The sequence below is a fragment of the Streptomyces melanogenes genome, assembly GCF_014649795.1.
GTDB classification, from domain to species: Bacteria; Actinomycetota; Actinomycetes; order Streptomycetales; family Streptomycetaceae; genus Streptomyces; species Streptomyces noboritoensis.
Map to the genome: position 1 here is coordinate 53,903 of NZ_BMTS01000007.1, position 12,570 is coordinate 66,472.

General features: G+C 71.4%; 9 protein-coding genes. 1 reads left to right on the plus strand and 8 read right to left on the minus strand.

Annotated features, from left to right (window positions below):
* Positions 1–2 precede the first annotated feature (2 nt).
* The 4 genes from IE252_RS16900 to IE252_RS16915 all read right to left on the minus strand — a co-directional run bounded on the left by IE252_RS16900 (position 3) and on the right by IE252_RS16915 (position 6,087).
* Entirely contained in the window at positions 3–1,427 is a 1,425-nt protein-coding gene (locus IE252_RS16900; RefSeq protein ID WP_190090244.1) for an amino acid permease, read from the minus strand.
* A 200-nt stretch (positions 1,428–1,627) separates the two neighbouring features.
* Complete coding sequence (locus tag IE252_RS16905; RefSeq protein WP_190090245.1) at positions 1,628–4,612, minus strand: AfsR/SARP family transcriptional regulator; 2,985 nt, start codon at positions 4,610–4,612, stop codon at positions 1,628–1,630.
* A gap of 210 nt (positions 4,613–4,822) precedes the next feature.
* Positions 4,823–5,389, minus strand: a complete 567-nt coding sequence (locus IE252_RS16910; protein WP_190090246.1) for an RICIN domain-containing protein — start codon at positions 5,387–5,389, stop codon at positions 4,823–4,825.
* 50 nt (positions 5,390–5,439) lie between these two features.
* Positions 5,440–6,087 (minus strand): hypothetical protein, encoded by a 648-nt coding sequence (locus IE252_RS16915; RefSeq protein ID WP_190090247.1) that lies wholly within the window; start codon positions 6,085–6,087, stop codon positions 5,440–5,442.
* A gap of 272 nt (positions 6,088–6,359) precedes the next feature.
* Here IE252_RS16915 and IE252_RS16920 point away from each other — a divergent pair, with 272 nt between their 5' ends.
* Positions 6,360–7,358: an ArsR/SmtB family transcription factor gene (locus IE252_RS16920; protein WP_190090248.1), complete on the plus strand. Its 999-nt coding sequence runs from the start codon at positions 6,360–6,362 to the stop codon at positions 7,356–7,358.
* Between the two features lie 82 nt (positions 7,359–7,440).
* Here the strand turns inward: IE252_RS16920 and IE252_RS16925 are convergent, their stop codons facing one another.
* From IE252_RS16925 to IE252_RS16940, 4 genes are all read right to left on the minus strand, one after another.
* Entirely contained in the window at positions 7,441–8,892 is a 1,452-nt protein-coding gene (locus tag IE252_RS16925) for an amidase (protein WP_190090249.1), read from the minus strand.
* A 95-nt stretch (positions 8,893–8,987) separates the two neighbouring features.
* Positions 8,988–9,935, minus strand: coding sequence for a GNAT family N-acetyltransferase (locus tag IE252_RS16930; RefSeq protein WP_229848463.1), 948 nt, complete (start codon positions 9,933–9,935; stop codon positions 8,988–8,990).
* Between the two features lie 316 nt (positions 9,936–10,251).
* Positions 10,252–11,271 (minus strand): phosphotransferase, encoded by a 1,020-nt coding sequence (locus IE252_RS16935; RefSeq protein ID WP_190090251.1) that lies wholly within the window; start codon positions 11,269–11,271, stop codon positions 10,252–10,254.
* Between the two features lie 179 nt (positions 11,272–11,450).
* Complete coding sequence (locus IE252_RS16940) at positions 11,451–12,440, minus strand: PI-PLC domain-containing protein (protein WP_229848464.1); 990 nt, start codon at positions 12,438–12,440, stop codon at positions 11,451–11,453.
* Between the last annotated feature and the right edge of the window lie 130 nt (positions 12,441–12,570).

Genomic DNA, 12,570 nt, shown 5'->3' on the forward strand with positions numbered 1-12,570 from the left:
GGTCAAACCTCCGTGTGCGCCGGGGAGACCGGCGCGTGCTTCCGCTGTCGTACGTATCCGATCACGGCCAGCGTCAGCGCCAGTCCACCGGTGAAGTAGAGCTCCACCCTGGTCCCGGAGTCCACGGCCATGAGGACCAGCACACCGGTCACCGCCGCCAGGGCCACCCAGGTCAGATACGGGAAGGCCCACATCCGGACGACCAGTTGGGCCGATGCCGTGCGCTCCAGGCGGCGGCGCAGCACCAGCTGGGACACCGCGATGAAGCCCCACACGATCAGCACGACCCCGCCGACCATGTTCAGCAGCCAGGCGAAGACGGTCGTGGGCCACCAGTACGAAAGGAGCACGGCGACGAAGCCGAAGGCGCACGAGGCGAGCACCGCGCGGCGCGGGACCCGGCCGGAGACCTTGCCCAGAAAGGCGGGGCCCTGGCCGCGCGCGATCAGGGAGTACGCCATGCGCGAGGAGCCGTAGATGTTGGCGTTCATCGCGGAGAGCAGCGCGATCAGGATGACCACGTTCATGATCTGAGCGCCGCCGGGGACACCGAGCCGGTCGAGCACGGCGGCGTACGGGCCGCTGTCGGTGACGGCCTTGTCGTTCCACGGGATGAGCGTGACGATCGCCAGCATCGAGCCCACGTAGACGATGCCGATCCGCCACATCGTCGTCTTCACGGCCTTGGCCACGCCCCGCGCCGGGTCCTCGGACTCGGCCGCCGCGATGGTCACCGTCTCCAGGCCGCCGTACGCGACGACCGAGGCGAGCAGTCCGACGAGCAGTCCGCTCATACCGGTGGGGAGGAACCCGCCGTCGTGGACGAGGTGGGCCGCGCCCGGGGAGTCGGTGCCGGGCAGCAGGCCGAGAACGGCCAGGGTGCACAGCGTCAGGAAGAGCGCGATGGCACCGATCTTCAGTGCGGCGAACCAGAACTCGAACTCGCCGAAGTTGGAGACGGCGCCCAGGTTCGCGCCGCAGAACAGCGCCATGAAGGCCAGCACCCACAGCCAGGACGGGGTGCCGGGGAACCACCCCTGCATGATGTGCGCGGCGCCGATCGCCTCGATGCCCACGCCCACGACGAGCAGCGTCCAGAACATCCATCCGGCGGTGAAGCCCGCCCAGGGGCCGATCGCGCGCTCGGCGTGCACGGAGAACGAGCCGGAGGCCGGGTCGGCCGCGGACATCTCGCCGAGCATGCGCATCACGAACATCACGAGGATGCCGGACGCGGCGTAGGCCAGCACGATCGACGGCCCGGCGGCGGCGATACCGGCACCGGACCCGACGAAGAGACCGGCCCCGATGACACCCCCGAGCGCGATCATCGAAAGGTGCCGCTGCTTGAGCCCGTTGGAGAGCGGAGTGCCGGGTTCAGGCGCGTCCTGTTGGTGCAGGGGAGTGGGTGTCAGTGTCTGGCTCATGTGCGGGTGTGTCCAATTAATGAGATGCAGGTACACCCGATTATGAGACGCCCACGCGATCTGCCATCCGCTCTGTCCGTTATCCGGAAGATGCGATGACTGTCCGCTAACCCGTACGTACGGAGCGGAATGCCCGGGTGGGTCGGCGAACGACGGAAGAAGGGGCGTATGTCAGGGTGCGCTCGACCGGGCGTCGGCCGTCAGGTGGTGGTTCCGTACGCGGTCAGCGGCTCCGGCAGGGGAATGCCGAGGCGTACGTGAAGGGTGTGGGCGGCGCGCAGAGAGGCGTCCGCGCGCTCGGTGTGGCCGGCCGCGGACAGGGTCGCGCCGAGGGAGAGCAGTACGGCGGCCTCCAGCGGGCTGTTGCCGAGCCGCCGCGCGCCCGCGAGGCTGCGCTCCAGGTGCGCTGCGGCCTGTCCGTACCGGCCGAGTTCCCGCAGGGCCTCGCCGAGGCCCCGCTCGACGAGCAGTTCCAGGTGCTCGGATCCGATCTCCCGGCAGCCGTCCAGGGCTTTGGTGTAGCTCGCCACCGCCTCGCCGGGGCGGCCCAGCTCGACCAGGGTGCGCGCGTGGCCCGTCTGGATGTAGACGCGCACCACCGTCCAGCCGAGGGGCGTGGCGCGGGAGAGGGCGTCCGTGAGGCAGTCCAAGGCCCGCGAGATGTGACCCAACTGCCGCAGGGGATAAGCGCTGTTGTTGCGCGTCTCCAGCTCGCCCCACAGATTGCCGCGGCGGACGTGTACGGCGACGGCCTCCTGGAGCAGGGCGAGAGCGGACTCGTAGCCGGGGGCGCCCGTCGCTCCCGTCGCGTCCAGCAGGCTGCTCACATTGAGGAGCTGGCCGAGCATCACCTCGTCGCCGGTGGCGCGGCACAGCGCGAGCGCGCGGTCCACCTGGGCGCGCCCCTCGGCCCCGCGGCCGACCTGCCACAGTCCGCCGCCCAGCATGTAACGGGCGCGGATCTCGGCGGCGGGCTCGCCGCGCAGGGCGGCGGCGTCGGCGAGCGCGGCGGCGGGCCCGTTCAGGTACGGCCACAGGAAGTCGTTCTCGCCGAACGGGTCGAGGGCCAGGAGCAGATCGGCCGCGGGCGCGATCCGTATCCCCGGTCGGCGCGCGGCCTGCCGCAACACCCCGAGCAGGGTGTCGAGCGCGTCGCGCACCCACTCCTGCCCGGCCGCCGCGTCGTCGAAGCGGACGGGGGTCGCGCGCGTGGTGGCCATGGCGTCCGGGGTGGTGCAGCCCGGGCGGCACAGCCGGTAGGCGCCGCGTACGGTGGCCAGGCAGAAGTCGACGAGACGGTCGAGCGCGGCGTCGGCCTCCGACGCCTGCGTTCCTTCCCCGGCGGGCCCCGCTTCCTCGGCCCGGGCCCGGGCGAACAGGCGCAGCAGGTCGTGGTAGCGGTAGCGGCGCTCGCCCGACGGCTCCAACAGGCCCACGTCCACGAGCTGTTCGAGCAACGCCTCGGTCTGCCGCTCGTCCCGGTCCAGCAGGGAGGCGGCCATCGGCACCGAGAACACCGGGCCGTCGGCGAGCGAGGCGAGGCGGAACGCCCTCGTGAGGTCGGGCGGCAGTTGGTCGTAGCTGAGCCGGAACGTCGCGTCGACGGCCAGGTCGCCGATCTTGATCTGGCCGAGCCGGTGCTGCTCCTCGGTCAGCCGGTCCACCAGCCCGGCGACCGTCCAGACGGGGCGCTGGGCGAGCCGCGCGCCCACGATCCGTACGGCGAGCGGCAGCCGGCCGCAGGCGGCGACCAGTTCGGCGGCGGCCTCCGGCTCGGCGGCGATGCGCGCCGGGCCGACGATCCGGGACAGCAGCGCCAGTGCCTCCTCGTCCGAGAACACGTCCAGTTCGAATGCCCGGGCCGACGGCAGGGAGAGCCTGACGCGGCTGGTCACCAGGGCGGCGCAGCCCGGGGTGCCGGGCAGTAGCGGGTCCACCTGCCGACCGTCCGCCGCGTTGTCGAGGAGGACCAGGACCCGGCGCCCGGCGAGCAGGGAGCGGTAGAGCGCCGCCCGCTGGTCGAGACCGTCCGGTACGGCGCCGATGCCCAGGGCGCGCAGGAACCGGCCCAGGACCTCCTCCGGTTCGACGGGGTCGGCGGACGTGCCGCCGAGGTCGACGTGGAGCTGGCCGTCCTGGTAGCGGTGGCGGACGCGATGGCCGGCGTGCAGGGCGAGCGCGGTCTTGCCGACCCCGCCGAGGCCCGACATCGCGGAGACGATGATCTGCGGGGATTCGGCGTCGAGCGCGGCCAGCAGGTGCTCGACCGCGGCCGTACGGCCCGTGAAGTCCGAGGGAGGTGCGGGTAGTTGGGCGGGTGTGGGGTGCCGATAGCCTGCGCCCCGGTCTGCCGTGGATCCCTCTGGGCCCCGGAGTGGACCGCCCGCCTGCGTGGCCGGGGACAGGTCGGTGGCGAGGGACGGGTCGGCCCGCAGCACCCGCTGGTACAGGTCGCTCAGCTCCGCACTCGGCTCCACGCCGAGTTCGGCGGCGAGTACGGAACGGCCGTCGGCGTACGCGGCGAGCGCCTCGGCCTGGCGCCCGCCACGGTAGAGGGCGAGCATCAGCAGCGCCCGAAGACCCTCGCGCAGCGGGTGCTCGGCGACGAGGAGAGCCAGCTCCGGGACGCTCTCGGCGTGCTCGCCCAGCTCCAGGTCGAGGCGGATACGGGACTCCACGGCGCCGAGCCGCCGCTCGCTGAGCGCACCTCGCAGACCGTCGGCGTGCGGCCCGGGCACACCGGCGAGCGGTATGCCGCGCCAGAGCGAGAGCGCTGTGCGCAGGAGCCGGCGGGCATCCTCCCGGTCGCCGCCCCGGGCCGCCTGGTCGGCTTCGGTGACGTACCGGTCGAACCGGTCGAGGTCGCAGGCGTCCTCGGCGGTCACCAGACGGTAGCCGCCGGGGGCGGAGGCGAGGACCGCCGCGGGCGTACGCGGCGGACGACCGGGCTCCAGTTTGCGGCGCAGCTCGAAGACCTGGCTCTGCAGAACGGACATGGCCCGTTTCGGCGCGGGGTGCCCCCACACACCGTCCACGAGGTCGTCGGCGGTGACGGCCCTGCCGCGCCGTGCCAGCAGGATCGCCAATATCGCGCGCTGCTGAGGCGTCAGCAAAATGGCCTCCCCCGCGCTGTCCACCACCGTGACCGGCCCGAGCAGCCCATACCGAAACTCGTCCTGGTGCATGTTTCCCCCCGTGCGTTCCCCGTGTTTCTCCCCGTACCCCCACCTGCGTATCCGGCGCCGCGTACACCCCTCGGGTCGCCGGAGACCGTCCGGACATCGTAGGGAGCGGACCGGAGCGAGCCGCAGTGGTTGGGCGCGCTCGGCGGGTCCCCGCAGGCGGAACGGCCGCCTCACCGAGGCGGCCGTCGTGGTGCGGGTGGGGTGGAAAGATCAGGCCGCGGTGAGGGAGAAGGCCCCGGCCCGGTCGGCGTACTGGACGATGTGGGAGCGCGAGATGTCGTAGCGGCCCGCCTCCACCGACAGCCACGCGCCGGAGCTCTGGACCTGCATGGTGAACTTGTCGGTGCCCGGGATGCGGTTGAGCCAGAACTTCTGGTTGCCGTAGATGTATCCGTTGCAGTCGCCCTCGGTGACCCAGTTGCCGTCCTGGACGTCCCACAGCGTCAGACAGGCGCCGTTCTTCTGGCTCTTGAAGATGTAGTCGGTGGTCGAGGTGTCACCGGGCCAGTGGCACACCCGCCACTTCTGGTTGGCGACGCCCACGTACTGGTACTGGAGCACCGAGCCCTTCGCGTCAGGCCCCTGCGAGATGTCGAAGACCATGTTGTTGGACGTGTTGATGCGGTACCAGCCCGGATCGCAGATCCATCCGTCGCGGGTGGGATCCGGGGACGCCGAGGCCGGGACGGCGGTCAGCAGCAGTGCCCCGCAGGCGGCGAGCAGGGTGGCGAGCAGACGTATGCGCCGGACGGCGGCGGTACGAAGGGCTCTCTTCACGGTCGTTGCTCCTTGGTCGAAGGCGGTGGTGGTCGGGTGCCGGGCGGCCGTCAGCACATGCCGAGCCGGTCCTGGGCGACCCTGCGCACCGTCCCCGCGGGCTCCGGCACGCAGTTGCGCACGACCGTGCCGATCTCCGGGTTCTCGTACGTGGTGTACGTGCCCACCCCGCCCTTGACCGCGTTGACCCAGATGCCGGTGGTGGAGCCGGTCTGGGCGCAGACGTACTTCACGTACTGGCCGTCGACGCGCCGGGTGCCCCGGTAGAGGCCGTAGTAGCCCGGCTGGTTGAAGCTCCAGGTGTTGGTGACCGTGGTGCTCGTCGTCGACGAGGTGGAGGTGGATACCGAGAAGCCGACCTTCATCTTCACCCGGGCGAAGAGGCCGCCGAACGACGCGGAGATCTGCTGGCTCTGGTTGACCGTGGTGGACACCGAGTCGACCTGCGTCAGTGACTCGGTGCGCTGCCCGGTGGTGCCCGAGGTGATGTTGACGGCGAGGAAGTCCGTGACGACCGGGGTGACCTGGGCGGTGACGTCGTAGTAGACGGTGTCGACGGCGGGGCTGCAGCTGCTGGAGGCGGGCGGCTGCGGATCGGCGTGCGCGGGAGCGGCGAGGAGGGCGGTGGCGGTCAGGGCGGCGCTCGCGAGGATGCCCGCCTGCCAGGTGCGGGGACGCGAAGGTCTCAGAGGTCTCATGCCGAGGTGTGCTCCTCAAGTCGTGGTCGTGCGGCCGGGAGACAGCGCCGGGGACGGGGTGCCTTCCCCCGTGCGCGTGCGGCGGCACCCCGACCCGGCCGCTTCAGTGTCGGGACGGCCCGAGGTGGCGCTCAAAGCCTTTCGATACGTCTCGAATCCGGACAGCGGACCGGTTGCTCCGACCGTCTTCCGGCCAGATACCCGGCGTCGGGCCGTGGCGTGCGGCGGCCGGGCTACCGTCGAGCGCACATCCGACTCCTGGAGAGGCGACGGTGCTGCGTATCCACTTCACCCCCGACGACCTGACCCGGGTGCGCATGGCCCGCTCTCCCGACCCCCTCGCCGAGACGATCCTGAGCCTGCCCGTCGTGCAGCGCCGGGAGTTCGGCGGCATCGCGCTGGCCGGCTGGCGCGAGCGCACCCGCAAGGGCCTGGGGCCGGAGATGCGGCCGCTGTTCGACCTGGCGCCGGGCGGGGCGGGCGAGTACGTGCCGGAGGCGTTCCTCCACGCGGCCGCCGCCACCCTCGCGGAGAGTCTGGACCACACCTGGTCGCTGCCGCGCCGGCAGTGGGCGGCCGACCACCGCGCCACCCAGTGGCTGCGGCCGCGCACCGCCCGCTGGATCCACGCGCTGCACCGGGGCGAGGGGGAGTGGGGCGACCTCGTCCACCGCGCCCTGCACGCCTACCACGACCTGGCGGTGGCCCCTTACTGGGCCCAACTCGTCGGCGCCGCCCACACCGACCGCACCCGGCGCGCCCTGCTCGCCGCCGACGCCGGGACCGGCGAACTCCTGGCCACCCTGCACCCCGAGATCACCTGGGCCGCGCCGCAGCTCCACGTGCCGTGCCATGCCGACCTGGACCTGCTGCTCGACGGCCGGGGCCTGCTGCTCGTCCCGACGTTCTTCTGGCCGGATCCCCTGGTGCTGGCGGACAACGCCGACCCGGACCGGCCGCTGGTCCTGCACTATCCGATCGCCCGCGACCTCGCCGCGTACCAGGCCGTGTGGGCGGCCGCCGCCGGACCGGCCCCGGACGGCGCGCTGCACGCCCTGCTCGGCGCGACCCGGGCGCGCGCCCTGCACGCGGCGGCGACCCCGGCCAGTACGACCGAACTGGCCCGGCGCACCGCCACGTCCCCCGCCACCGCCAGCCACCACGCCGCGGTGCTGCGGGCGGCGGGCCTGATCACCACGGAGCGCGCGGGCCCGGCGGTCCGCCACCGGCTGACCCCGCTGGGGCGGGCACTGCTCCAGGGGACGGGGTGAGCCCGGCCTGTCTGCGCGGGCAGAGACTGCACGCCTTCAAAAGGGTCTCGTCGTGGCCCGTACCCCGTCCACGGCGGACGCCCTACCGGGGTGCCTGGAACCCGCCGATCTTCTCTTCGAGCAGTTCGGCCAGCCGCAGCGGGGTGCGGTCCTCGTACATCGGGCCGATGAGCTGCACTCCCACCGGCAGACCCTCGGGGGACAGGCCCGTGGGTATGGCGGTGGCGGGCAGGCCGGGCATGGTGGCCACACCGGCCCAGACCAGTTGGTCGAAGTACGGGTAGTCGACGCCGTCGATGTCGATCCGGCGCTGCCGGGGATCGGGGTGGTGGTCGTGCGGGAACGCGGGGGTGGGGGTGATGGGACACACCACGGCGTCGAACTCGGCGAAGAACTGCCGCCAGCCGTGGCGGTGGAGCTCGCGACGGCCGTTCGCCTCGATCCAGTCGTGGTGGGTGAAGACCATGGCGCGCAGCCGCGCCGCGTCGAGGCTCTGGTCGTCCGCGCTCAGCGCGGCGGCGCGGGTGCGCAGCTCCTCGTATGCCTCGACGGGGAACCGTGCGGTCTGGCTCGAGAACAGCAACTCGGCGTAGAGCGTGGCGGCTTCGGCCAGGTCGGGCAGCAGCGGGCTGTGCCGCTCGACGCGGGCGCCGCTGTCGGCCAGCGCGTCGGCCACCCTGGTCAGCCCCGCCCGCACGGCGGACCCGGTCGGAATGAGCGGATGCTCGTCGAGGACCAGGACCCGGAAGTCGCCCAGCCGCTCGTGGCGCGCGGGCGGCAGCGCCAGGTGGTGCGCCATGCCGAGTGTCAGGGGGTCCGGGCCCGCCATGACGTCGAGCAGGAGAGTGAGGTCGCGGGCCGTGCGCGCCATGGGACCGACGACGGCGAGGTCGGGTTCGACCGGCAGGGCGGGGGCGGGCGGGGCGATCATGCCGCGGGTCGGCGCGAGTCCGAGTGTGGGCTTGTGTGCGTAGATGCCGCAGAAGTGGGCGGGGGTGCGCAGCGAACCAGCGAGGTCGGAGCCGGTGGACAGCGCGCCGAAGCCGGACGCCAGGGCGGCCGCCGAGCCGCCGGAGGATCCGCCCGACGTACGACGGTGATCCCAGGGGTTGTTGGTGGTGCCGTAGATCTCGTTGAAGCTCTGGATGTCCTGCAGGCCCACGGGCACGTTGGTCTTGCCGAGCACCACCGCGCCCGCGGCCTTGAGCCGCGACACCTGCACCGCGTCCTCGGCCGGCAGGAAGTCCCGGTGCTGCGGCATGCCCCAGTTCGTGGTCAGCCCGGCGATGTTGTAGGACTCCTTGACCGTCACCGGGATGCCGAGCAGCGGCCGGTCCTCACCGCGGGCGCGCGCCTGGTCAGCCTCGCGCGCGGCGGTCCGTGCACGGTCGTAGTCCGGTACGCAGATCGCGTTGATCGCCTTGTCGTCCCGCTCGATACGGGCGATCGCCGCTTCGGTCAGTTCCGTCGAGGTGACGTCACCGGCGCGCAGGGCAGCCATGAGTGGTTCGGCCGTCTGAAGATTCCAGTCCATGAATCCGACCGTACTGACGTATGGGAGAGGGCACGAAATCCCGCTTCCCGCAACGAAATGGATGGCTGAATACGCCTCATACTCATCCTGCTCGATCAGCTCCAGATCATGTTGATCTCACGCGCGAAGTTGCTGTATCCGGCGCGCAGGAAGGCGTTCGCCATCGGGATGTTGCCGAGGTCGGTGGACGCGCGGATACGGGGGACGTGCTGCTCGGCGAGGACCCGGGTGCCCTCGGCCAGGAGGTCGTCGATGTAGCCGTTGCCGCGGTGTGCGGGCAGGACCGCGATGTAGGCGATGATGGGGTTGTAGTCGTTGCGGGCCGGGATGACGAACCCCACCGGCTCCCCGTGGGGCAGTGCGGCGATGCGCCACCAGTCCCGCGGACTCGTGTACTGCGCCAGCTCGTCCTCGTAGTGCCGGATGGCCGCTTCGCGTACGGACATCCGGGCCAGGTCATCACGGCCGTGCGCGTCCAACGTGCCCTCCATAGCCGAGCCCATCAGAGCCACGAGTTCCTCGCTGTCGTGGACCGGCCGGAAGGCGAGGCGCTTGCTGGGCTCGGGGAGGGGGAATTCCGGACGCCATTCCAGGCGCAGCCGCTCGACGAAGAGCCGGGCGCCGGTCCGTTCCAGTACCGTCATGCGGTGCTCGACGGCTCGTCTGACCGCCGCGTCTTCGCGCCAGTCCGCCGGGACGAACAGGCTGTACTCAGGGGGACGCGATCCGCTCGGGAGGGTGGCGGCCATCGCGGTGTTCAGAAGGCGCACCCCGATGTCCACGGGATCGGAGCCCGAGGTACTGTCCGCGATGTCGAGGACGTCCAGCATGAGTGGCCCCGCGTCGCCGGCTGACCGGCTCCACCATGCCACCCTGGCCAGCAGGCGGTCACCGCGCAGGGCGACCCACATCCACTCCGGACGTCGACGGCCGTCGGCGAGGTCGTCCGCCAGCTCCTCGTTGAGGACGTAGGGCAGTTGGCAGAAGAGGTCGAGCTCTTCGCGCCCGGAAATCGGACGTATCGTCAGGTCGTTTGTGGCCACGGTGCATCCAACCGCGGTCGCCTTCGTCCGCAAACACCTTTTTCGGGACGCAGAGGTCGTGGGTTCAAATCCCGCCACTTCGACTTCGTAAGACCAGGTCAGGGGCCTGATCCGCATCGCGGGTCGGGCCCCTGAGCGGTTTCCGGGGTCGCCCTGGGAGCCGTTTGGGAGCCGAGTTCGGAATCGGGCTCCCGGGTATCCGTGACCGCCCTACTCACCACGGGTTGCCGCTGTTCGTCGGCGGCCTCCCTCCGTGCCATTCCCCCCTCTCAAGCTGTGCCAGCTCGTCCTCGTCCAAGTAGTCCCACCCCGTCGACTAGCGGACCGCGAAGGCGGCCTGGACCTCGTCGGCGCGGTCGGTCCACCAGTGCAGCAGCGCCTCGTCCGTCAGGAACATCTCGCCGAAGGCGGGGTCCTGGCGGTCGAGGTGGAACTCCAGTTGCCAGAAGTCGGTCACCCGCTTCCACCACAGCCGCTTCACGGCGTCGGCAAGGTCCGCCTCCGACAGGTTGATCACGGACCGGTAGCCGGAGCAGAAGGCAGCGATACGGTCGAGGTCGAAGACGCCACCGACCCCGAACTGCACCTGCGCGGTCCGCGCGAGCTCCTCCCCGTACGGACGGACCCCGAGCCGGTCCCAGTCCAGGACCGCCACCACCCGGCCGTTCCGGCGCAGCAGATTGCGGTACTGGAAGTCACCGTGCGTCCAGCCGTAGGGCCCAGCCGGCACTTCTCCCTCCGGCCGGGCAACGGCGGACCGGGCAAGGAGGCCGCGCCGGTCGTGCAGGGCCTCGATGGCAGCCTTGTCGAAGTCGGTCACGGGCTCGGCGGGCAGACGGATCAGGAGAGCGGCGGCTGCCTGGTCGGCCTCGGCCACGTCACGGACGCTCGCCGCCGGTGCCGACTCCGGGAGCGGGCCGGGGCCGTGCCGACGCAGGCCCTCGTGCAGGCGGGCCAGGAGCGCGCCGAGATCGCGAACCTGGCCGAGCGAGAGGTCCGTCCCCTGCACGTGCTCCCCGTCCACCCAGGGCAGAACGCAGTAGCCGTGCCCGCCGACCTCCACCACGAGATCCCCACCATCCGCGGGCAGCGGCGCCGGGACCGGAATCCCCTCGTGAGCCAGATCCACCAGAACTGCGAGGTTCCTGCGGACCTTTGGCAGAGGGACGTCAGTGACTTCCTTCAGCGCGTACGTTCCGGCAGCCGTCTCCAGCCGCCAGTTCCGGTTCATCAGACCATGGGCGAGAGACTGCTGGTCGCGCACCTCACCCAACCCGAACCTGCGAGAAAGGGCGGGCAAGGCGGCCAGCAGTTCGTCTTCTCTGGTCGTATCCATCACCCCCAGCACGGTACGCCGACACCACATCCCGCACCGCAGTTCGTCACCCAAGTCCCCTGCGGGCTGAGGGCCTCCTGGCGACGCCGGGATCCCTCAAGACGGCACAGCCGCCCCGGCCGACAGCCAGGGCGGCCTACGGGACGCGGGGCGACAGATGCCCGGCCCAGGGGAGTCCCTTACCTGAAGAGGCGGTCGCTGCTGGTGGCCATGCGGTGGGTGGTGCCGTGGTGGTTCACCCAGTCGCGGACCAGGTTGATGGCGTTGGCGCACTGCCAGCTGTCGTCGTACTCGCGTACTCCGGTGAAGGCGCCGTAGCCCGCGATGATGCCGTCCACACGGGCGTCGCCCAGCAGTTTGTCGACGTACCACGGGTCGTTGTAGGTGGTCGTCCAGGACAGCGTGGCCGCGAGCCGTCCGGCGGCACGGTCCTGGGCGCCCTTCTTCAGCTCCGCGCAGGTGTTCCAGGTGGCTTCCGTGCAGTTGCCGAACCCCTTGGTGATGTCGGAGTCGCCGTAGTCCATCGCCCGGTGCCCGGTCGGGAATCCGGAACCGGACCGGTTGAACGCGCCCATGACCTGGTCGCGGGTGCCGGTCGTCGTGATGCCCTCCAGACGGCCGAGCTTGCCTTCCAGGCTCTGCCAGCCCCGGCCGCCGACGTCCGGGGTGCTGCCGCCGTGGTACTCGTAGAAACCGTAGAGCACCTGGATCCCGGCGGCCGTCAGCCGCTGCGCCTTGTCGCGCAGTCCGGCGACGCTGCACGCGCGGTTGGGTGCTTCTCCGCAGTAGTTGGGGTCCTTGATGTCCAGCCAGACCAGCGCCAGTCGGCGCCCTGCGTTGGCATGGGAGAGGATGCGGTCGATCATGCTGTCGAAGCTCGGGCCGCGCCGGTTCTCTCCGGCCGAGGAGCAGTCGTGGTACGCGCGCCATTCGTTCGGGTTGTACCAGGCGCAGACGTCGATCTCGATGCCGTTGGCGCCGTGCTTGAGCGCGGCGTCCACACCGTCCAGGGTGTCGACCCGGTGCGCGATGGCGTAGATCGCCTGACGCTGGTCGGCTGCCGCCGCCTGGGTCGTGCTGAGCGCGGTGGCACCGATGATGCCGCACAGCGCCATCATCAGCGCGCGCATCATCCGTGGGCCGGCGCCCTGTCGAAGGTGAGTGGTCAAGAAAGGTTCCCCCTCATGTCGGTGCCCCGATCGGCCCGCCCGTTCGGCTTGGTCAAGAGCCGTGGGTGCGGTGCCTGGACCCCCCGAGCCTGCGGGAAGCTCCGTCCCGGCCGCCAGGACATCCCCGCAC